Source organism: Dyella ginsengisoli LA-4 (assembly GCF_000334915.1).
Taxonomy (GTDB): domain Bacteria; phylum Pseudomonadota; class Gammaproteobacteria; order Xanthomonadales; family Rhodanobacteraceae; genus Dyella_A; species Dyella_A ginsengisoli_A.
On the sequence record NZ_AMSF01000025.1, the window covers coordinates 176,949 to 196,816 of the forward strand.

19 protein-coding genes are annotated in these 19,868 nt (G+C 69.8%); 10 read left to right on the top strand and 9 right to left on the bottom strand.

Annotated elements, in window-relative coordinates; translation table 11 throughout:
- Position 1 precedes the first annotated feature (1 nt).
- From C693_RS0107860 to C693_RS0107870, 3 genes are all read left to right on the top strand, one after another.
- Complete coding sequence (locus C693_RS0107860; RefSeq protein ID WP_017461716.1) at positions 2–868, top strand: ParB/RepB/Spo0J family partition protein; 867 nt, start codon at positions 2–4, stop codon at positions 866–868.
- 107 nt (positions 869–975) lie between these two features.
- On the top strand, positions 976–1,692 hold the full coding sequence (locus C693_RS0107865) for a glycosyltransferase family 2 protein (RefSeq protein WP_017461717.1): 717 nt from the start codon (positions 976–978) through the stop codon (positions 1,690–1,692).
- A 78-nt stretch (positions 1,693–1,770) separates the two neighbouring features.
- The gene (locus C693_RS0107870) at positions 1,771–2,139 is read left to right on the top strand and encodes a DUF488 domain-containing protein (protein ID WP_017461718.1); all 369 of its coding nucleotides are present in this window, start codon (positions 1,771–1,773) and stop codon (positions 2,137–2,139) included.
- Between the two features lie 6 nt (positions 2,140–2,145).
- Here the strand turns inward: C693_RS0107870 and C693_RS0107875 are convergent, their stop codons facing one another.
- Complete coding sequence (locus tag C693_RS0107875; RefSeq protein ID WP_017461719.1) at positions 2,146–3,111, bottom strand: patatin-like phospholipase family protein; 966 nt, start codon at positions 3,109–3,111, stop codon at positions 2,146–2,148.
- Between the two features lie 231 nt (positions 3,112–3,342).
- Here C693_RS0107875 and C693_RS0107880 point away from each other — a divergent pair, with 231 nt between their 5' ends.
- Positions 3,343–5,118, top strand: coding sequence for an SLC13 family permease (locus C693_RS0107880; protein ID WP_017461720.1), 1,776 nt, complete (start codon positions 3,343–3,345; stop codon positions 5,116–5,118).
- Between the two features lie 25 nt (positions 5,119–5,143).
- On the opposite strand, the gene C693_RS0107885 is transcribed toward C693_RS0107880, so the two are convergent.
- Positions 5,144–6,118, bottom strand: coding sequence for a helix-turn-helix transcriptional regulator (locus tag C693_RS0107885; protein ID WP_017461721.1), 975 nt, complete (start codon positions 6,116–6,118; stop codon positions 5,144–5,146).
- Between the two features lie 119 nt (positions 6,119–6,237).
- On the opposite strand from C693_RS0107885, the gene C693_RS0107890 reads away from it, so the two are divergent.
- Complete coding sequence (locus C693_RS0107890; protein ID WP_157798572.1) at positions 6,238–7,143, top strand: hypothetical protein; 906 nt, start codon at positions 6,238–6,240, stop codon at positions 7,141–7,143.
- An 86-nt stretch (positions 7,144–7,229) separates the two neighbouring features.
- Positions 7,230–8,063, top strand: coding sequence for a DUF481 domain-containing protein (locus tag C693_RS0107895; protein WP_017461723.1), 834 nt, complete (start codon positions 7,230–7,232; stop codon positions 8,061–8,063).
- 66 nt (positions 8,064–8,129) lie between these two features.
- On the opposite strand, the gene hemC is transcribed toward C693_RS0107895, so the two are convergent.
- From hemC to C693_RS0107915, 4 genes are all read right to left on the bottom strand, one after another.
- Entirely contained in the window at positions 8,130–9,050 is a 921-nt protein-coding gene (hemC, locus tag C693_RS0107900) for a hydroxymethylbilane synthase (protein ID WP_026107263.1), read from the bottom strand.
- Between the two features lie 101 nt (positions 9,051–9,151).
- Positions 9,152–9,856, bottom strand: a complete 705-nt coding sequence (locus C693_RS0107905) for a LytR/AlgR family response regulator transcription factor (protein WP_026107264.1) — start codon at positions 9,854–9,856, stop codon at positions 9,152–9,154.
- Positions 9,857–9,866: 10 nt separating this feature from the next.
- A complete protein-coding gene (locus C693_RS0107910) occupies positions 9,867–10,910 on the bottom strand; it encodes a sensor histidine kinase (protein WP_017461726.1) in 1,044 nt (347 codons plus the stop codon).
- 33 nt (positions 10,911–10,943) lie between these two features.
- Entirely contained in the window at positions 10,944–11,612 is a 669-nt protein-coding gene (locus C693_RS0107915; RefSeq protein ID WP_017461727.1) for an alpha/beta hydrolase, read from the bottom strand.
- Between the two features lie 199 nt (positions 11,613–11,811).
- Here C693_RS0107915 and C693_RS0107920 point away from each other — a divergent pair, with 199 nt between their 5' ends.
- Complete coding sequence (locus C693_RS0107920) at positions 11,812–14,256, top strand: S9 family peptidase (protein ID WP_017461728.1); 2,445 nt, start codon at positions 11,812–11,814, stop codon at positions 14,254–14,256.
- A 28-nt stretch (positions 14,257–14,284) separates the two neighbouring features.
- On the opposite strand, the gene C693_RS0107925 is transcribed toward C693_RS0107920, so the two are convergent.
- From C693_RS0107925 to C693_RS0107935, 3 genes are read right to left on the bottom strand one after another with little or no spacing between them, the layout of a single operon-like run.
- Complete coding sequence (locus tag C693_RS0107925; protein ID WP_017461729.1) at positions 14,285–15,064, bottom strand: sulfite exporter TauE/SafE family protein; 780 nt, start codon at positions 15,062–15,064, stop codon at positions 14,285–14,287.
- A gap of 51 nt (positions 15,065–15,115) precedes the next feature.
- Positions 15,116–15,541 carry a TIGR01244 family sulfur transferase gene (locus tag C693_RS0107930; RefSeq protein WP_017461730.1) on the bottom strand — a complete coding sequence of 142 codons (426 nt, stop codon included), beginning with the start codon at positions 15,539–15,541 and terminating at the stop codon, positions 15,116–15,118.
- 20 nt (positions 15,542–15,561) lie between these two features.
- Complete coding sequence (locus tag C693_RS0107935; protein WP_017461731.1) at positions 15,562–16,434, bottom strand: MBL fold metallo-hydrolase; 873 nt, start codon at positions 16,432–16,434, stop codon at positions 15,562–15,564.
- A gap of 241 nt (positions 16,435–16,675) precedes the next feature.
- Here C693_RS0107935 and C693_RS0107940 point away from each other — a divergent pair, with 241 nt between their 5' ends.
- From C693_RS0107940 to C693_RS0107950, 3 genes are read left to right on the top strand one after another with little or no spacing between them, the layout of a single operon-like run.
- Positions 16,676–17,143 carry a MarR family winged helix-turn-helix transcriptional regulator gene (locus C693_RS0107940; protein ID WP_026107265.1) on the top strand — a complete coding sequence of 156 codons (468 nt, stop codon included), beginning with the start codon at positions 16,676–16,678 and terminating at the stop codon, positions 17,141–17,143.
- 31 nt (positions 17,144–17,174) lie between these two features.
- A complete protein-coding gene (locus C693_RS0107945) occupies positions 17,175–18,644 on the top strand; it encodes an efflux transporter outer membrane subunit (protein ID WP_017461733.1) in 1,470 nt (489 codons plus the stop codon).
- Positions 18,645–18,652: 8 nt separating this feature from the next.
- Positions 18,653–19,855, top strand: a complete 1,203-nt coding sequence (locus C693_RS0107950) for an efflux RND transporter periplasmic adaptor subunit (protein ID WP_017461734.1) — start codon at positions 18,653–18,655, stop codon at positions 19,853–19,855.
- Positions 19,856–19,868: the final 13 nt, after the last annotated feature.

Here is a 19,868-nt window from a genome sequence, read left to right on the forward strand (position 1 = left end):
CATGGCCGCGAAGAAGCGTGGACTGGGACGCGGGCTCGACGCCCTGCTGGGCGGCGACGGAGCCGGCACCCCGTCGGTGATCGAGCAGGAGGGCGAACTGCGCACCCTGCCGATCCAGCAGATCCAGCCCGGCAAGTACCAGCCGCGGCGCCACTGGAACGAGGATGCGCTGGACGAGCTGGCCGCCTCGATCAAGGCGCAGGGCCTGATCCAGCCGGTGGTGGTCCGCGCGCTCGGCAAGAACAGCTACGAGCTGATTGCCGGCGAGCGCCGCTGGCGCGCCGCGCAGCGCGCGCAGATGAGCGAGATCCCGGCGCTGGTGAAGGATGTGCCCGAGGTCGCCGTGCCGGCGATGGCGCTGATCGAGAACATCCAGCGCCAGGACCTCACCCCGCTGGAGGAAGCCGACGCGCTCAAGCGGCTGATCGAGGATTTCGAGCTCACCCACCAGCAGGCGGCCGACGCGGTCGGCCGCTCGCGCGCCGCGGTGTCCAACCTGTTGCGCCTGACCGACCTGCCGGCAGCCATCAAGAAGCTGCTCGACGAGGGCAAGCTGGAGATGGGGCACGCCCGTTGCCTGCTGACCCTCGACGAGGCGGTGGCGCTGCCGCTGGCTCGCCAGGCCTCGACCCTGGGCTGGAGCGTGCGCGAGCTGGAAGACGCCGCGCGCAAGGCGCAGAGTGCGCCGAAGGGCAAGGCCAAGACCGGTGGTGCACGCGACCCGAACATCGACGCGCTGGAGCGCGAGCTGGGCGAGCGCTTCGCCACCCGCGTGGAGCTGGCGCAGAGCCGCGGCGGCCGCGGCAAACTGGTGATCCACTACCACAGCAACGACGAGCTCGAAGGCATCCTCGGCAAGATCCGCTGACCGTCCCGCGGACGCCGCCCCTTCTTGCCGCGCCGGGCACTTGAAACCGGCAGGCGTTAGACTTCTGCGCCGCTGCGTACCGCGGCGTGTTTCCCAAGGCCCGACCCATGCCCCAGCTTTCCGTCGTCGTCCCCGTCTTCAACGAGCGCGACAACATCCCGCCCCTGCTCGCCGAGATCGCTGCCGCCCTGCGTGGCCAGGTCGACTACGAAGTGATCTACGTCGACGACGATTCCACCGACGACAGCCGCCAGGTGCTCGCCGCGCAGAAGGCGCAGCACCCGGAGTTGCGTGTGCTGCACCACGTCACCCGCTCCGGCCAGAGCACGGCGGTGTGGAACGGCGTGCGCGCGGCGCAGTCGCCGTGGATCGCCACGCTGGACGGCGACGGCCAGAACGACCCGGCCGACATTCCCAAGCTGCTCGCCGCGCGCGCCGGCGCCGAGCCGGCGGTCCGCCTGTTCGCTGGCTGGCGCACCACCCGCCGCGACAGCTTCAACAAGCGGATCTCCTCGAAGATCGCCAACGCGGTGCGCTCGCGCATGCTCAAGGACGCCACGCCGGACACCGGCTGCGGCCTGAAGCTGTTCGAGCGGGAGGTGTTCCTGCGGCTGCCCTATTTCGACCACATGCACCGCTACCTGCCGGCGCTGGTCAAGCGCGCCGGTTTCCAGAGCACCAGCGTGCCGGTCGGCCACCGACCGCGCACCGCGGGCACGTCGAAGTACGGCATGCTCGATCGCCTGTGGGTGGGCCTGGCCGACCTGCGCGGCGTGGCCTGGCTGATGCGCCGGGGCAAGGTCACCGCGGTCGAGGAGCTGTAACCGGCTTCACGCCGGCTTAGCCCGCCATCGTCCGCTTCAGGCGTAAGCTCGGGCTTTCCCTGGGACGCGGGGCGGCGCATGCGCATCCGGGTCAAACGCATCTATCTTCCGCCCGACCCGGCTGACGGTCGGCGGGTGCTGGTCGACCGGCTGTGGCCCCGTGGCGTGCGCAAGGATGCCGCCGGGCTCGATGGCTGGATCCGCGAGGTGGCGCCGTCGGCGGCGTTGCGACGCTGGTTCGGTCATGAGCCTTCGCGCTGGGAGGCCTTCCGCCATCGTTATGCCGCGGAGCTGGATGATCTGGCCGAGTACTGGCGACCGCTGGCCGATCAGGCCGCGCACCGGCCCCTGACCCTGCTCTACGCCGCGCGTGACGAGGAGCACAACCATGCGCTGGTGCTCAAGGACTACCTGGAATGCTGGCTGCACGGCCATGGGCCGCGCTGAGATGACCTAGCGCGGCATACCCGCGGGGACCGCTCCCTCGCGCTCGTGCCAGCCGTTCAGCGCCTCCCGCGCTCGGTCGCGTCCGAGCTCGATCAGCTCCTTCGCGCGGTAGAACTCGAAGGCGGTGGATACGTCGCGCGGCATCTGGATCAGCAGGTCCGGCGCATAGGCCGCCAGCCGCAGCCGCGACAGATTGGCCTGCATCAGGTCCATCGACTGGTTGAGCAGCTCCAGTGCCCCGGGCATCGCCTCGCGGGGCGTGCCGTTGCCGGCCGGCAGCAGCTTGCCGAGCCACTCACCGAGCCGGCCGCGGTGGTTCTCGTCGTCGACGGCCACCGCGGGGTCCGGCCGGGCGCCTTCGGCCGGACCGTCCACGCTGACCGCGAACAGATAGTCCGCGCGCTCGCGGATCAGCGGGGTCACCGGCACCGGGTTCAGCAGCGCGCCGTCGAGCAGCAGCCGGCCGGCCACGCGATGCGGCCGGAAGATGGTGGGAATGGCGATCGACGCCCGGATCGCCTCGAACAGCGAGCCGCGGGTAAGCCACACTTCGCGCTCGCGCTCCAGGTCGGTAGCTACCGCCGTGTAGGCCAGCGGCAGGTCCTCGATGTGCACGTCACCGATCAGCTCGCGCAGTGTGCCGATGATCTTCTCGCCCTTGATCAGGCCGCCGCCGGTGAAGGTCCAGTCCAGCAGGCGCAGCACGTCGAGCTTGGCCAGGGTGGACACCCAGTCGCGGTAGACGTCCAGCTTGCCCATCGCGTAGATGCCCCCGATCAGCGCGCCCATCGAGCTGCCGGCGATCGCCGAGATCTCGTAGCCGGCCGCCTCGATCTCCTCGATCACGCCGATGTGCGCGAGTCCCTTGGCCCCGCCGGCGCCGAGCGCGAGCGCCACCGTGGGCCGGCTCGACGCGCCGCCGGCGCGCGCGGTGGTCTGGATGTCGTGCCCGGGAGGATCGTTGTCGGCCATGGCGTCGCAGCGGGAGGGCGTTCCATAACGTTGTGCAAACGCCCGGTTTCCGTACGATGCCAGAAAGGCGCCGCAGCGGCGACCGCGCGGAAGGCCGATCGAGGGCCCGCCGCGGTCGGTTCGCACCAGGCGCCGGCCTGTCTCCCTGGGAAGTTCTGTCTTGATGCGATACCTCTTGCGACGACCGCTCCGCGCGGCTGCCCGGCGATCCGCTGTCTCCGGGGGCGACGCATGAGCTGGCAGGCCTGGGCCACGGTGGCGGTGATCGTCGCCGCGATGGGGCTGTTCGCCAGCGAGAAGGTGCGCATCGACCTGGTGGCGCTGATGGCGCTGGCGGCCCTGGTGATCCTGGGCGTGGTCAGCCCGGCGGAGGCGCTGAGCGGTTTCAGCAACGAGGCCACGGTGACCGTGGCGGCGATGTTCGCGCTCAGCATGGGCATCGAGCGCTCCGGTGCGCTGGAGCCGCTGAGCCGGCTGCTGATGAAGATCCGCCGGCCCTGGCTGCTCACCCTGGCGCTGATGCTGGCGATCGCTCCGCTGGGCGCCTTCATCAAGAACATCGCCCTGGTCGCCACCTTCCTGCCGCTGGCGCTGAAAGTGTGTCAGCGCACCGGTACCTCGCCCGGCCGGGTGCTGATGCCGATGGCGTTCGCGGCGCAGATGGGCGGGGTATGCACGCTGATCGGCACCTCGTCCAACCTGCTGGCCGACACGCTGGCGCAGAAGCACGGCATGCCGCCGTTCGGGGTGTTCGAGTTCACCGAGCTCGGCGCCATCCTGGCGGTGGTCGGCATCGTCTACCTGATGCTGGTCGGCCGCTGGCTGCTGCCTCGCCACATCCACACCGACATGCCGGTGCAGGCGGAGATCGGCAAGTACGTCACCGAGCTGGAGGTCACCGAGAACTCCTCCCTGCTCGGCAAGAGCATCGCCGATGCCGGGCTGGGCGAGCGCTACGGCGTCTATCCGCTGGAACTGCTGCGCGGCGACCGCCGCACCTGGTCGCCGCGTTCGCAGAAGATCACCCGCGGCGACGTGCTGCTGGTCCGCGGCGATTGGGAAAAGATCGAGGATTTCCGGCGCCAGGCCGGCCTGCGCAACGCGCCGGAAGGCCATTACGCGCACACCGACGATCGCCAGCGCGTGCTCGCCGAGATCATGGTCGCGCCGGCCAGTCCGCTGGAAGGTCGCCGGTTCGGCGAGACCGGCATCGGCTGGCGCTACGACGCGGTGGCGCTGGCGATCCACCGCCGCGGCCAGGTGCTGCGCGAGAAGCTCAGCGACGTGGCGCTGGCGGTCGGCGACGTGCTGCTGGTGCTGGTGCCGGAAGAGGCGATGACCAACCTGCGCAACGACGAGTCGCTGATCGTGCTGAGCGAGCGCGAGAATGCGCACAGCACGCCGCGCAAGGCGCTCTATGCAGTGGCGATCATGGCCGGGGTGATCGTCGCCTCGGGGCTGCGCTGGCTGCCGATTCCGATCGCCGCGATCTGCGGCGCCACAGCGATGGCGCTGGCCGGCTGCTTCGGCCGCAAGGACGTCTACGAGGGCATGGACTGGAAGATCGTGATCCTGCTCGGCGCGATCCTGCCGCTGGGCGTGGCGATCGAGAAGAGCGGCCTGTCCACCGCGGTGGTGCATGCCGGCATGGCGGTGGTCGGCAGCCACGGGCCGCTGGCGGCGCTGTTCATGGTGTACCTGCTCACGGCGCTGCTCACCGAGCTGATGGGACACAACCCGTCGGTGGTCCTGATGGTCGGCATCGCCGCCTCGGTGGCGCACGCGATACACGTGGATCCGCGCCCGTTCGTGGTGGCGGTGGCGTTTGCCGCTGCGACCTCGTTCGCCACGCCGGTGGGCTACCCGACCAACACCATGGTGTATTACGCCGGCGGCTACCGCTTCACCGATTTCATGAAGGTCGGTATTCCGCTGATCCTGCTGTTCTGTGTGCTGTCGATGTGGCTGATCCCGCACTTCTGGCCGTTCCAGCCGCTCACCCGCTGAGCGGTCGGAATGACGGCAGGTGGGTTCAGCGCGTGTAGCCGGTCAGCGCCAGCTGCAGCATGATCTTCATCTCCTCGCGCAGCGGCAGCGGCGCCACGATCTCCGCATCCGGCCCGTACTTGAGCACGTCCATCAGCAGCTCGCGCGAGTTCGAGTAGGGCACCTGCAGCTCGTAGCGGCCGTCCGGCAGCCATTCGCCCTTCTGCTGCGAATGCCAGTGCTCGTCGGCGACCCAGCGCGCCGCATGCGCGGAGAAGCGGATCGTCGCCCAGGCCTTGGGCTTGCCGGCGAAGATGCCGTAGCTGGAGGAGAGCATCTCGTTGAGGTCGCTGTCGGCGACGTCGATCGCCGCCTCGTCCAGCGCGTGCGGCTCCAGGATGCGGTCCACCGCAAAGCTGCGCAGCGCCTCGCGGTCATGGTCCCAGGCGTCGAGATACCAGTTGTCGCGATAGTGCGTGAGTCGCTGCGGCGAAACGGTGCGGCGGCTGTCCGAATTGGTGGTGCGCGCGCGATAGCGGAAGCGCAGCTGGCGGCGTTCGAGCACGGCGCCGGCGGTGATGCGGAACGCCTGCTGGTCGAGCCTGCGCTCGCCCCAGGCGATCACCCGGATGCGCTCGATCGGCAGCGCCTTGCCGCTGCCCTGGTCGGACAGCAGTCCCTCGATGCGCGCCTTGAACGGTGCCAGCGCCCCGGCCAGCACGCCCGGTCCGCTGCGCCCGATCAGCTCGTTGAGCGCCAGCAGTGCGGCCAGTTCGTCGGAGGTCAGCCACAGGCCCGGCAATTCGAACCGCTCGCCCTCGCCCGCCTCGTAACGGAACGCCGCCTGCTCGCCGCCTCCGCTCTCGATCGGCGCGCCCAGTGCGTCGCGCAGGAAGGCGATGTCCCGATAGAGCGTGGCGCGCGAGCACTCCAGCTCGTCCATCAGGCGCGGCAGCGGCACCGGGTAATGTGCGGATTTGAGCAGTCGGTGCAGGGTGAGAATGCGCTCGTAGCGGTCCATGGCATATCGTCGAGAGGAGGCGTTGTGTAGCATGGGCACGCCCCGTGACGGCCGCAAGCCCGAGTTCCCCGGTGTGCCTTCGGCGCTCCCACTCCGCTTCCCCGCCCGAGAAACCCACGATGCCCGTACCTCCCGACGTTCCCGAAACCGGGTCGCCCGCCCGCCCGTCTCCCGCCCTTCGCGCGCCGGGTGCGCTCGCCGTCGCATTGCAGGTGGCTGCGGACACGGGCTACGGCATCTGGGCGCTGCAGGGCATCGGGCTTGCCCTCGGCATCTACCGCAGCGGGCGTGGCGAGTCGCTGGTGCCGTTGCTGATCGGCCTGGTGCTGGTCAGCGCTGGGCTGGTGGTGGCCGGTCTGGGCCGGGCGGGATCACCGGACTGGTACGGCTGGAGGCCGGGCCGCAACGCCCGGCCCACGCGTGAGGCATTGACCGCATTGGCCACCTACCTTCCGATGCTGGCCGTGGCGGGCCTGACCCGCGGCGACAACGATTTCTGGGCCACCCGGCTGGCCGGTGCCGTGCTGATGATGGCCTGCCTGGGGCACCTGCTCTACAGCACCCATCGCCTGCCGGGCCGCGTGCCGGGTCCGGCGCCGGTCGCAGCCCTGCCGGCGGGCCGGGTGATGGCCGCGCTGTTCGGTGGCGGCTTGTGGCTATGGCTGTGCGTGGCGGCCGACAGCAATGTGCCGGTCGGTCCGGCATTGCCCGAACACCAGTCATGGCTGCTGGTGCTGATGATCATGGCCTTGCTGCTGGGGCTGATCGAGGGCATGCGCTGGCATACGCTGCGCGCGGCGGCTGCAGACGATGCGCGAATACCGGCCCGCCTGCCGAAAGGGCGGTTCATCGCGGCAGTGCTCAGCCACGCCTTGCCGTGCGTGGCCCTGCTGCTTGCCGATCGCTGGCAGGCCAGCGGCCTGCTGGCGGTCATCGCGGCGGTCAGCAACCTCGTCGGGCGCGGCTGGGAACAGTGGCTCTATCGGCGCGAGTGCGCACGCAACGCCGAGGCCTGCTCGGGATGACGGGTACGCCGCCGGTTCACAACGGATTCAACGCGATCCGTTAAGGTAATCGATTACGTTTGTTTAACAATCGGATAGTCCCCTCGATGAACAAGACCCCGCTTGCTCTCCTGCTGGCCGCCACGCTGATGGCCGGCCATGTGCATGCCCAGACCACTGCCGGCGGCGCTGCCGCCGGGTCCGATGCCAGTGCCACCGACAATGGTGGCTGGAGCGGTTCGGGCGAATTCGGCTTCGCCTCCGCCCGCGGCAACTCGCGCTCGGAGAACCTCAACGCCAAGCTCGGCCTCAGCCAGGAAAACGAGTTGTGGCGCAACAACTTCTTCCTCAACGGCCTGCGTTCGAAGGGCGAGGTGAGTGTCAAGGACGCCGCCGGCAACACCGTGAACCGCTTCAGCACCACGGCCAACCGCTATGACAGCGGCGCTTCGGTCGGCTACAAGCTGGATCCGCGCAGCTACATCGTCGGCGCCCTCCGCTACGAGCACGACGATTTCGGCGCCAACCTGTGGCAGGGCACGGTGTCGCTCGGCTACGGGTACATCGCCCTGAAGAGCCAGCGCACCGAGCTCTCGTTCGAAATCGGTCCCGGTTACAAGCGGTACCGGCCGGCCGACGAGCAGCAGGATGTGAACGGCACGACCCTGAAGGTGCGCCAGCCGACCCAGGGCGAGGCGGTGGCGCGTGGCCTGGCGAACTTCAAGTACCGCCTGACCGACAACACCGCGTTCGAAGACACCCTGCTGACCGAAGCGGGCTCGAAGAACAAGTACTACCAGAACGACGCCGGGCTCTCGGTCAGCATGACCAAGAAGATGGCGCTCAAGCTCGGTTTCCAGGTGCGCTACAACAGCGACACCCAGCCAGGCTCCAAGAGCACCGATACGCTGACCACCACGAACCTCGTCTACAACTTCTGACGCGGTCGCCCTCTTGGCGAAGGAAAACCGGCGGCCTGCGGCCGCCGGTTTTCTGTTTGCAGGTACTCAGTGCCGACCCAGGAACGCCGCCGCGCCCTGTGCCAGCAGCGAATCGGCCACGGCGCGGCCGAGCGCTTCCGGCGACTGCTCGGGGCCGTCCGCCTGGGCATGCAGCAGGCTGCCACCCTGCGGATCGCCGACCAGTCCGCGCAGGTGCAGGCCGCGCTCGGTGCGCATGCACCACGCACCGACCGGGACCGAGCAGCTGCCGCCCAGCGCATGGTTCATCGCACGCTCGGCGGTCACCGTCAGCCGGGTATCGACATCGTCCAGCGCACGCAGCAGCTCGAGCACATCGGGACGGTCGTCGCGCGCCTCGATCGCGATGGCGGCCTGGCCGGGTGCGGGCAGCCAGTCCGGAGCGACCAGCAGGCTGCGGATGCGGCCCGACAGGCCGAGGCGGTCGAGCCCCGCGCAGGCCAGCAGGATCGCGTCGTAGCCGCCTGCATCGAGCTTGGCCAGGCGCGTGCCGACGTTGCCACGCAGGTCGAGCAGTTCGAGGTCCGGCCGTGCCGCGCGCAGCTGCGCCTGCCGGCGCAACGAGGAGGTGCCGACCCGCGCGCCTTGCGGCAGCGCCGCCAGATCCTGGTAATGGTTGCTGACGAAGGCGTCGGCGCAATCCGCACGCGCCAGGATCGCAGGCAGCGCGAAGCCGGGTTCCAGTTCGGCCGGGACGTCCTTGAGCGAATGCACGGCGAGGTCGGCGCGATCCTCGAGCATCGCCACTTCCAGTTCCTTGAGGAACAGCCCCTTGCCACCGATCGTCGCCAGCGGCCGGTCGAGGATCTCGTCGCCGCGCGTGCTCATCGGCACCAGCTCCACCTCCAGCCCGGGATGCGCTGCGCGCAGTTGCGCGGCGACGTGCTCGGCCTGCCACAGGGCGAGTGCGCTCTTGCGGGTGGCGATACGCAGCGTGGTCGGGGTCATTCGGGCCTCGGCGGTGGTGGGAACGGCGCGGTGGAAGCGTGCATTGTCCCGCATTCGAGCCGGCGGGGCAGTGCGGCGCAAGGTCTCCCCGCGCGGGCGGCTCAGCCCATGCGCAACAGCCGGCGGACCGCAGGCAGGTTGCGCCGGCTGACCTCCGGCTGCAGCTCGCTCCCCGCCAGCCGGGCCAGCGTGCGACCGTCGCCCAGCGTCTTCAGCCCGACCAGCCGTGACTGCGGCACCAGGCAGCTGCGGTGCAGGCGGATCAGCTGGTCGGGGTAGGCCTCCTCGAGCTGGCGCAGGGATTCCTCGATCAGCAGTTCGCCGCCGCCGTGCAGGACCGCCACGTACTTGTCCTCGGCCTGCAGTGCGATCACCTCGTCCAGCGCAATGCGCACTTCCTCGCCACGCTGGCGAGCATGCAGGTAGCCCGCAGCCTGCTTCGGCGCCGCCTCCCTCCGCCGCCCGGCGCGCGCCAGCGCCTCGCGCAGCCGATCCAGCCGCACCGGCTTGAGCAGGTAGTCGACCGCGCCCAGCTCGAAGGCGGTGACCGCGTGATTCTCGTAAGCGGTGCAGAACACCACCTGGGGCCGGGCCCGGTTGCCCAGACGGCGGGCCAGGGCCGTGCCGTCGAGCCCGGGCATGTTGATGTCCAGCAGCAGTACGTCCGGCGAAAGCTCGCCGATCGCCGTCAGCGCCGCTTCGCCGTCGCCGGCCTGTCCGACCACTTCGGCTCCTTCGCACTGCCCGACCAGCGCCGCCAGCCGCATCCGCGCCAGCGGTTCGTCGTCGACGATCAGCACCCGCATCGGGTCGCGCTCAGCCATCGCGTCCACCGGACACCGGCAGGCGCAGTTGCACCACGAAGCGGTCGCCGACCGGTCCGGCCTCGACCCGCGCGCGTGCGCCGTAGCGATAGGCGACCCGCTGGCGCACGTTGTCGAGGCCCTGCCCGTTGCCCCTTGGCGTGGGGGCCGGAGGCAGCGGGTTGCTGATCTCGATCACCAGCATGTCCTGGTCGACGCGCCCTTCCAGCCGGATCTCGCCTCCCTCGCGCAGCGGCTGGATGCCGTGCCGCACGGCGTTTTCCACCAGGGGCTGCAGCAGCAGGCGCGGCAGCGGGAAGTCCGGCGGAAGCGTGCCCAGTTCGCGATGCACGTGCAGGCGCTCGCCCAGCCGCAGCTGCTCGATCGCCAGGTAGCGATCCACCAGCGCCCATTCCTCGGCCAGCGTGTCGTCGCCGCCACCCTGCTCGCCCAGCGCCGCGCGGAACAGTTCGGACAGATCCTCGATGGTGCGTTCGGCCGCATCCGGGTCCACCCGCACCAGGGCGGCGACGGTGTTCATGCTGTTGAACAGGAAGTGCGGGCGGATGCGTGCCTGCAGCGCGGCGACCTGTGCCCGGGCGGCCGCCGCCAGCCGCAGCTGCCACTGCCCGAGTACATAGAAATAGCGGAGCATCGCCGCGGCCAGCAGGGCGGCCACCAGCACGTTGGCGCGGGCGAAGCTCACATAGCCACCGTCGACCAGGGCCAGGCCCAGCACCCGGTCCAGCCAGCGGCCGGCCAGGCTGGCCGCGATCACCACCAGCACGATCACCAGCCAGACGCCGGCATACGGCATCCAGCCCGAAAGGCGTGCCAGCCAGGGTCTGGCCTTGCACAGCGCCAGCGTCTCGAGCATCGCCAGCCAGGCGACGAACGCCATGGCGACGCTGTAGCCCCGCCAGCTGAAGCGCGTATCCGGTGCCAGCCACATCACGGTGACCGCCAGCGCGCCGACCAGCAGGATCGCGAACAGCGCCGGCAGGGCGCAGAAATCCGGCAGCGGGCTGGCGGGGCGGGGTGCGGTCGCGGGCGGCATCGGCAGCAGTATGCCGTACGGTCGGGGTGGCGATCAGCCGGCCAGTCGCGCGTCGAACCAGCGGCGCAGGTCGGCGATTTCCTCGGCGCAGACCGAGTGCGGCATCGGATAGGTGTGCCAGTCGACCGCGTAACCCAGCGCCTCCAGCGCTGCGCGCGAATCGAGGCCGCGCTGCAGGGCGACGACCGGATCCATCGTGCCGTGGCCCCAGAAGATCGGCGCCTGCGCATTCGCCGGGCTGCGCTCGGTGGCCAGCGTGTCGGCCAGCGGCAGATAGGTGGAAAGCGCGACGATGCCGGCCAGCCGCTGCGCGTGGCGCAGGCCCGCCGCCAGTGCGATCGCGCCGCCCTGCGAAAAGCCGGCCAGCACGATCCGTTCGCCGGGCACGCCACGCTCGTGCTCGCGGGCGATCAGCGCCTCCACCGCTTCGACCGACGCACGCATCCCGGTCGCATCCTGCCGGCTCAGCAGATCGAAGCCGAGGATGTCGTACCAGGCACGCATCGGCATGCCGCCGTTGATCGTCACCGGACGTACCGGCGCGTGGGGAAAGACGAAGCGCAGCGCTGGCCACTGCGGCGACACCAGCTCCGGCACGATCGGCGCGAAGTCGTTGCCGTCCGCGCCCAGGCCATGCAGCCAGATCACGCTGTGGGTGGGATCGGTACCGGTTTCGCGCTCGACGGTGGGCAGCAGGCTCATGCGGGGGACTCGACAGCGGAAAAGGGGGCCCAGTCTCCACGATGGCCGGGGACGCTGCCAGCCGCACCGGCGACAGGGCCGCCGCCGTGCGCCACCGGAACTGGCGCAATTCCTTGCGCGCCCCACCCATGACCTTGGGCGGTAGGCACGGCAGGCCGGGGCTGGTTACGCTCAGAAGATTGTCACCGTGGAGCCACCCATGCACCGAACCGTGCTCGCCGGCCTCGCCGCCCTGCTCGCGCTGCCCGCCCATGCCGCCACCCCCGCCGCTTCGCCTGCGCCGCTGGACATGGAAACCATCATGGCCAACCCGGACTGGATCGGGCATCCGGTCGAGTCGCCGTACTGGAGCGTGGACGGCCGCTCGCTGTACTACCAGGTGCAGCGCGACGGCAGCCCGGTGCGCGACCTGTACCGTGTCGATCCGGCCACCGGTCGCGGCGAGAAGCTGGATCCGGCCGCGGTGGCGCAGGCCGACGGCCCGGCGGTGTACGACCGCCGCCACGCGCACGCGGCCTTCATCCGCCACGGCGACGTGTTCGTGGTCGACCTGGCCAGCGGTCGGCGCACCCAGGTCACCCGCACGCCGGAAGACGAGTCCGCGCCGCAGTTCTCCGCCGATGGCCGCGCGCTGCAGTACCGCCAGGGCAACGACTGGTACAGCTACGACCTGGCCAGCGGCGTCAGCGGTCCGGCCGCGGTGCTGAAGTTCGCCGACGATCCGCACGCGGAGAAGCCCGACACGCTGCGCGAGCACCAGCTCGACCTGTTCAGCACGCTGCGCCAGATCAAGGCCGACAAGGACGCCGTGCGCGCGCGGCAGAAGACGCTCGACGCGGTCGATCCCAGCCGCGCGCCGCAGCCGTTCTGGCTGGGCGACAAGATCACCGCGGTGGACACCGAGCTGTCGCCCGACGGCCGCTGGATGCTGGTGGTGACCGAGCCGAAGGACGCGCCCAAGGGCGAGGCGCCGAAGGTGATCCACTACGTCACCGACTCCGGCTATACCGAGACCCAGGACGCGCGCACCTATGTCGGTCGCAACGATCCGATCGCGCAGTCGCTGCTGCTGCTCGACCTGGCCAAGCACGCCACCTACAACCTCGACACCGCGGTGCTGCCCGGCATCAAGGACGACCCGCTCAAGGCGCTGCGCGCCCAGGCGATCGCCGCCCGCGAAAAGGCCGGCGACAGCGCCGGCGCCGATGCGCTGAAGGCGCCGAAGGTGCGTCCGGTGCACATCGTGTCCGGCGACGACGACGGCTCCGGCGGCGGCATCGTGTGGAGCGACGACGGTTCGCAGCTCGCGATCCAGCTGCGCGCGGTCGACAACAAGGACCGCTGGATCGCCAGCGTGGACTTCACCAAACATGCACTGGTGAACCAGCAGCGCCTGCACGACGACGCCTGGATCAACTGGAACTTCAACGATTTCGGCTGGCTGAAGGACAACCGCACGCTGTGGTACCTGAGCGAGCAGACCGGCTGGTCGCAGCTCTACGTCAAGCCGCTGGACGGCAAGGCGAAGCCGCTCACCGCGGGCAGGTTCGAGATCAGCCATCCGCAGCTGAGCGAGGACGGCCGCTGGTTCTACGTGCGCTCCAACCGCGTGGCGCCCTACAGCTACGACGTCTACCGCGTGCCTTCGGACGGCGGTGAACTCACTCGCCTCACGCAATACCAGGGCATGGACCAGTTCGCGCTTTCGCCGGACGGCAGCCAGCTGGCGGTGCTGCATTCCGCGCCCTACGTGTTCGACCAGCTGGCGGTGCTGCCGGCCGCCGGTGGCACGCCGCGCGAGCTGACCGACACCATGAAGCCGGCCTACATGGCGCACGACTGGATCGCGCCGAAGATCGTCCAGGTGCCCTCCTCGCACGGTGCCGGGGTGATCTACGCCAAGTACTACGGCCCGGCGCACGAGACCGACGCGCCGGCCTCGCGCCCGGCGGTGATCTTCGTGCACGGCGCCGGCTACACCCAGGACGTGACGCTCGGCTCCACCTACTACTTCCGCGAGCAGATGTTCCACAACCTGCTGGTGCACGAGGGCTACGTGGTGCTGGACATGGACTACCGCGCCTCGGAGGGCTACGGCCGCGCCTGGCGCACAGCGATCTACCGGCACATGGGGCATCCGGAGCTGGAGGACATCCTCGACGGCAAGGCCTGGCTGGTGAAGCAGCACGGCGTCGATCCGAAGCGCGTGGGCATCTACGGCGGCAGCTACGGCGGCTTCATGACCGAGATGGCGCTGCTGCGCGCGCCGGGCGAGTTCGCCGCGGGCGCGGCGCTGCGTCCGCCGTCGGACTGGGTCACCTACAACGCCGAGTACACCTCGAACATCCTCAACGACCCGCAGATCGATCCCGAGGCGTACAAGGTCAGCTCGCCGATCGAGTACGCGGCGAACCTGAAGGATCCGCTGCTGATCGAGCACGGCCTGATCGACGACAACGTGATGACCGCCGACTCGATCCGCCTGTACCAGCGCCTGATCGAGCTGCACAAGAAGAACTTCTGGATCTCGCTCTACCCGCTGGAGCGGCACGGCTTCGTGCATCCGGACTCGTGGTACGACGAGTACCGCCGTATCCACGAGCTGTTCACCACCTACGTGAAGAACCGCCCGGCGACGCCGTGACGGCCCGGCGCGGCAGGCCAGGGACGGCCTAGCCGCGCAGCGAGCGCACTAGCATGTAGATGGCGACGGCGATGATCACCCCGGCGAACACGATGTTGAGCGCGCCGCGGGTCTTCGCCAGCTTCTTCGCACCGAGTGCACCGAGCCAGCCGCCGACCACGCCACCGCCGATGAAGGCGCCGGCGACCGGCCAGTCGATCAGGCCGGAGCGGGCGTAGTTCACCGCCGCGGTGAGGCCGAACGCGCCCACCGCGAACAGCGAGGTGCCGATGGCGTGGATGATCTCCATGCCGCTGGCCAGCATCAGCCCCGGCACGATCAGGAAGCCACCGCCGATGCCGAAGAAGCCGGACAGCGCGCCGGCACCCAGGCCGACTCCGGCCAGCCGCGGCCCGGCGTGCGGCAGCGGATAGCGATCCGGGCCGCCGCTGCGGCGGCCACGCAGCATCAGCGCGGCGACCACGATCATCAGCAGGGCGAACAACACCAGCAGGCGCTGGCCGTTCACCGCCTTGCCGATGGTCGAGCCGATGAAGGCGCCGACCACGCCGGTGGCGGCGAAGATGAAGGCGGCCCTCCAGCGCACGTGGCCCGCCCGCGCGTGGGGAACGAGGTTGGCGAACGCATTCACCGACACCGCCAGGGCGCTGGTGCCGATCGCCAGATGCGGATCGCGCACACCGACCACATAGAGCAGCAGTGGCACCGCGAGGATCGAGCCACCCCCGCCGATCAGCGCCAGCGAGAAGCCCACGGCCGAACCGCAGGCGATCGCCACGAGGGTCTGGATCAGGTCAGGCTGGAGCATCGGCGCGGCCTCGCTGTCGGTTCCCGGGGTGTCCTGCCGATCGGTGTCGCCTCACGCGCCACGCATGGCGGCCAGCCGCGGCGCCAGCGCGGACAGGTCGTAGCCGGCGCCGCGCGCGCGCGCCAGCACGGCGTCGGCCGGCTGCTGGCGGGCGGCCTGCAGCGCCCACAGGGTGGTCGAACGGGTGCCGGTGCGGCAGTACGCCAGGGTCGGTCCGGGCAGATCGGTCAGCGCGTCGGCGAAGCCATCGATCTGCGCGTCCGGCAACTGGCCCGGTACCACCGGGATGTACCGGTAGGCCAGGCCGGCGGCGGCCGCCGCCTCGGCCATCGCCGCCGATGGCGGCTGGCCGGGTTCCTCACCGTCGGGACGGTTGTTGATCACCGTGCGGAAGCCCTGGGCGGCCAGCGCCGCCAGGTCGGACGGAGTGATCTGCGGAGACACGCTCAGCGTGTCGGTCAGCGGGCGGATATCCATGGTGTCGTCACTCCGGCGCCTTACAGCGCATCGAGGGGAATCTTGAGGTAGCTCACGCCGTTGGCTTCCGGCGGCGGCTTGTGCCCGGCACGCATGTTGATCTGTACCGACGGCAGGATCAGCTTCGGCATGGCCAGCGTGGCGTCGCGCGCGGTACGCATGGCGACGAACTCCGCTTCGCTGATGCCTTCGTGCACGTGCAGGTTGTGCCGCTTTTCCGCACCCACGGTGGTTTCGTACGCATAGCTATCGCGGCCCGGGGCCTTGTAGTCGTGGCATAGGAAGATGCGCGTGGCATCCGGCAGCGCGAAGATCCTGCGGATCGAGCGGTACAGCGTCGCGGCATCGCCGCCCGGGAAATCGCAGCGCGCGGTACCGTAGTCGGGCATGAACAGCGTGTCGCCGACGAAGGCCGCGTCGCCGATCAGGTGGGTCATGCAGGCGGGCGTGTGGCCCGGCGTATGGATCGCCATCGCGTCGATGTCGCCGACCTTGTACGTCTCGCCGTCGACGAACAGGTGGTCGAACTGGCTGCCATCGCGGGCGAACTCGGTACCCGCGTTGAACAGCTTGCCGAAGGTCTCCTGCACCGTGCGGATGTGCGCGCCGATACCGAGCCGCCCGCCCAGCTGCCCCTGGATGTAGGGCGCGGCGGATAGATGGTCGGCGTGCACGTGGGTGTCGATCACCCAGTCGACGGTGAGGTCGTGGGTGCGGACCCAGGCGACGATGGCGTCGGCCGAATCGTGTCGCGTGCGCCCGGAAGCTGCGTCGTAGTCGAGCACGCTGTCGATCACCGCGGCGCGGCGGGTGGCCGGGTCCCAGACCACATAGCTGAAGGTGTTGGACGGTTCGTCGAAGAACGCTTTCACATCGGGGCGCTGCGAAGCCATTTCCTGCTCCTGGACCGGCGAGGGGTCACGCGGGGTGGGCGATCAGTCTGAGGCGGACGATGCCATCAGCGGGATCGTATATTAGCACATTCGAATATTGAGGGCGTGGCGCTGGCTGGCCCGCCGCCGCGTTCGAGGATTGCACCCCGCCAAACCGGATCCCTGAAATTTTGCCCAGCCAAAGACTGCGATATAGATATTTGCCTTGACAAATAAACTCAGGGCAATAGAATGCGCGGCCATGAACGCCGCAACCCCCTCTTGCCCGATCGTCAAAGGCCCCGCTGAGAGCCTGGGCGTGTTGCTGGGCCTGGTCCGCACCGAGATCGTCCGCGCGATGGAATCGGAGCTGGCTTCGCAGCAGATCGGCCTGCGCTTCACCCAGTTCCTGATCCTCAAGAAGCTGGCCAAGCTCGGTCCGATGAGCGCGAGCGAACTGGCCCGTGCCGTCGAGCTGGATGGTGGCGCGATGACCCGCCAGCTCGACCAGCTCGAGGCCAAGGGTCTGCTGCGCCGTACGCCGCACGAGCAGGACCGCCGCGCGCTGCGCATCGAGCTGACCAAGGCCGGCGATGCGCTGTGGCAACAGATGACTCCGTGCAACGACCGCGTGCTCGAAGCGGCGCAGCGTTCGCTGAGCACCACCGAGCGCGAGCAGCTCCACGACTACCTGGAGCGCGTGCTGCACGCGCTCCGCGACCGATCCTGACCCCCACACCCTCTCCCCAGAGATCACGATCATGCGCCTGCACCACCTCGCGGCCGGCATCGGATTTTCGCTGTTGCTGGCCGCCTGTGCGACCAGCGGCGGCCTGCATCCGAACGGCACGCTGACCGACCCGTCCTCGCTGGCTACCGACCAGAGTCTGGCGCGCGTACACGCTGCCGAGGCGACCTGGCCGAGCCAGGACTGGTGGACCGCGCTGGGCGATCCGCAGCTCGACACGCTGATCGCCGAAGCCCTGCGCGACAACCCGGGCCTGGCCGTGGCCGACGCCCGTGCACGCGAGGCGCAGACGGCCGTGGTCGATGCCAACGCCGCGCGCGGTCCGAGCGTGAACGCTGGCGCGGCCGTGTCCGGCGCACGCCTGCCGGCGTCGGTCCCCATCGGCGGCCATTTCCTCAAGGCCGAGTACGGCTACGCCAGTTTCAACTGGGGGCTGGACCTGTGGGGCGGCAAGAAAGCCGCCTGGGAAGCAGCCGTCGGTGCAGCCAAGGCGGCCGACATCGAGTCGCGCGCGGCGCGTATCGAGTTGTCTGCGAATGTTGCCCGCGCCTACGCGCGGCTCGGCTACGCCTTCGCCCAGAAGGACGTCGCCGACGCCGAGTACCGGCGCGCCAGCGAGGCCCGCAAGCTGACCGCACAGCGGGTCGCCGCCGGCATCGACAGCCAGCTCCAGCTCAAGCAGGGTGACGCCGAGGTCGCGCAGGCCCAGCGCCAGCAGGCAGTGGCCGATCGCGCGGTGGATGCGGCCCGTTCGGCGCTGTCGGTGCTGCTGGGCAAGGGGCCGGACCGCGGCCTCTCGATCGGTCGTCCGGCCGTGCTGCAGCCGTCCGCCGTGGCGGTGCCGGCGAACCTGCCGGCGGACCTGATCGGCCACCGTCCCGACCTGGTGGCGGCGCGCTGGCGGGTCGAGGCGGCAGGCAAGCAGATCAAGGCGGCCAAGACCGAGTTCCTGCCCAATGTCAGCATCGGCGCGATGGCTGGCCTGCTCGCCACCGGTGGCCACAACCTGTTCGAGTTGCCGGCGCGCTTCTACCAGTTCGGGCCGTCGCTGAGCCTGCCGATCTTCGATGGCGGCCGCCTGCGCGCCAATCTCGATCGCCAGGACGCCGCCTACGACATGGCGGTAGCGCAGTACAACCAGACCCTGGTGGGTGCGGTGAACGAGGTGGCAGACGATCTGTCCGCGCTCGATTCGCTGCGCACCCAGATCGATGCCCAGCAGCACGCCCTCGATGCCGCCGGCGATGCCTGGCAGCTGGCCGAGCAGCGCTACAAGGCCGGCGTCGGCAGTTATCTGGAGGCGCTGACGGTACGCCAGCAGCTGCTGCAGGCCGAGCAGGGCATGGCCGCGCTGAAGGCACAGCAGGTCGATACCTCGGTGCAATTGCTTGCCGCGCTCGGCGGTGGCTACCGCCCCCGCGACGCCAGCGCCGTGCCGCCCTCCGTTTCTCCCTCCCCCGTTTCCCCCTCCGATCATTCCTGAGGCCGACCATGTCCAGCCCCAATACCCCGACGGCCGACAACCCGGCCAGTGCGCCGGCCAAGCCGGCCAACAATCGCCGTGGCCTGTTCCTGCGGCTGCTGCTCGTCGTCATCGTCCTGGCCGCCATCGGCTGGACCGTGTGGTACTTCCTCGATGGCCGCTGGTACGAATCCACCGATGACGCCTACGTCAACGGCAACATCGTGCAGATCACGCCGCAGATTCCCGGCACGGTGGTCACCATCGGCGCCGACGACGGCGACCTGGTGCACGCCGGCGACGTGCTGGTGAAGCTCGACAAGAGCAACGCCGAGGTCGCGCTGGCCGAGGCGAAGGCCAACCTCGCCAACACCGTGCGCAAGGTGCGCGGCCTGTACAACAACGTCGCCGGTGCCCAGGCCGACGTGGCCGCGCGCAAGGTGGCGGTCGACAAGGCCCGGGCCGACTTCGCGCGCCGCAAGGATCTCGTCAAGTCCGGCGCGATCTCGGCCGAGGAGCTGGCGCACGCCCGCGACGCGCTGGCGGCCGCCGAGAGCGCGCTGACCAATGCCGAGCAGCTGTACCAGACCAACAAGGTGCTGGTCGACGACACCGTGGTCGCCTCCCATCCGGACGTGCAGGCCGCCGCGGCGAAGCTGCGTGCCGCCTACCTCGACGACCTGCGCACCACCATCGTGGCCCCGGTCGACGGCTACGTCGCCAAGCGGTCGGTGCAGCTGGGCCAGCGGGTGGCGCCGGGTGCGCCGATGATGGCGGTGGTGCCGCTGCACCAGGTGTGGATCGACGCCAACTTCAAGGAAACCCAGCTCACCCACATGCGCATCGGCCAGCCGGTGGACATCACCACCGACCTGTACGGCGACGACGTGGTCTACAAGGGCAAGGTGCAGAGCCTGGGCGTGGGCACCGGCAGCGCGTTCTCGCTGTTGCCGGCGCAGAACGCCACCGGCAACTGGATCAAGATCGTGCAGCGCGTCCCCGTGCGCGTGGTGTTCACCGAGCCGAAGCAGCTCGACGCGCATCCGCTGCGCATCGGCCTGTCCAGCGACGCGGAAGTGAGCCTGCATGACCAGAAGGGTCCGATGCTGGCCCAGCAGACGCCGGCCGCGCCGATCCTCAACACCGACGTGTACGAGAAGCAGCTGGCCCAGGCGGACGACCTGATCGCCCGGATCATCCACGCCAACCTGGCCGGCGGTAAGGGCCGCTAATCCGCCCGCCGCC

What these genes read in the sequence shown, in the direction of transcription:
- C693_RS0107860 (WP_017461716.1), top strand. Translation starts at nt 2, where the DNA reads ATGGCCGCGAAGAAGCGTGGACTGGGACGCGGGCTCGACGCCCTGCTG.
- C693_RS0107885 (WP_017461721.1), bottom strand. Translation starts at nt 6,118, where the DNA reads ATGGACCGCTACGAGCGCATTCTCACCCTGCACCGACTGCTCAAATCC.
- C693_RS0107950 (WP_017461734.1), top strand. Translation starts at nt 18,653, where the DNA reads ATGTCCAGCCCCAATACCCCGACGGCCGACAACCCGGCCAGTGCGCCG.
- C693_RS0107935 (WP_017461731.1), bottom strand. Translation starts at nt 16,434, where the DNA reads ATGGCTTCGCAGCGCCCCGATGTGAAAGCGTTCTTCGACGAACCGTCC.
- C693_RS0107890 (WP_157798572.1), top strand. Translation starts at nt 6,238, where the DNA reads ATGCCCGTACCTCCCGACGTTCCCGAAACCGGGTCGCCCGCCCGCCCG.
- C693_RS0107930 (WP_017461730.1), bottom strand. Translation starts at nt 15,541, where the DNA reads ATGGATATCCGCCCGCTGACCGACACGCTGAGCGTGTCTCCGCAGATC.
- C693_RS0107925 (WP_017461729.1), bottom strand. Translation starts at nt 15,064, where the DNA reads ATGCTCCAGCCTGACCTGATCCAGACCCTCGTGGCGATCGCCTGCGGT.
- C693_RS0107895 (WP_017461723.1), top strand. Translation starts at nt 7,230, where the DNA reads ATGAACAAGACCCCGCTTGCTCTCCTGCTGGCCGCCACGCTGATGGCC.
- C693_RS0107905 (WP_026107264.1), bottom strand. Translation starts at nt 9,856, where the DNA reads ATGCGGGTGCTGATCGTCGACGACGAACCGCTGGCGCGGATGCGGCTG.
- C693_RS0107915 (WP_017461727.1), bottom strand. Translation starts at nt 11,612, where the DNA reads ATGAGCCTGCTGCCCACCGTCGAGCGCGAAACCGGTACCGATCCCACC.
- C693_RS0107940 (WP_026107265.1), top strand. Translation starts at nt 16,676, where the DNA reads ATGAACGCCGCAACCCCCTCTTGCCCGATCGTCAAAGGCCCCGCTGAG.
- C693_RS0107945 (WP_017461733.1), top strand. Translation starts at nt 17,175, where the DNA reads ATGCGCCTGCACCACCTCGCGGCCGGCATCGGATTTTCGCTGTTGCTG.
- C693_RS0107910 (WP_017461726.1), bottom strand. Translation starts at nt 10,910, where the DNA reads ATGCCGCCCGCGACCGCACCCCGCCCCGCCAGCCCGCTGCCGGATTTC.
- C693_RS0107870 (WP_017461718.1), top strand. Translation starts at nt 1,771, where the DNA reads ATGCGCATCCGGGTCAAACGCATCTATCTTCCGCCCGACCCGGCTGAC.
- hemC (WP_026107263.1), bottom strand. Translation starts at nt 9,050, where the DNA reads ATGACCCCGACCACGCTGCGTATCGCCACCCGCAAGAGCGCACTCGCC.
- C693_RS0107865 (WP_017461717.1), top strand. Translation starts at nt 976, where the DNA reads ATGCCCCAGCTTTCCGTCGTCGTCCCCGTCTTCAACGAGCGCGACAAC.
- C693_RS0107920 (WP_017461728.1), top strand. Translation starts at nt 11,812, where the DNA reads ATGCACCGAACCGTGCTCGCCGGCCTCGCCGCCCTGCTCGCGCTGCCC.
- C693_RS0107880 (WP_017461720.1), top strand. Translation starts at nt 3,343, where the DNA reads ATGAGCTGGCAGGCCTGGGCCACGGTGGCGGTGATCGTCGCCGCGATG.
- C693_RS0107875 (WP_017461719.1), bottom strand. Translation starts at nt 3,111, where the DNA reads ATGGCCGACAACGATCCTCCCGGGCACGACATCCAGACCACCGCGCGC.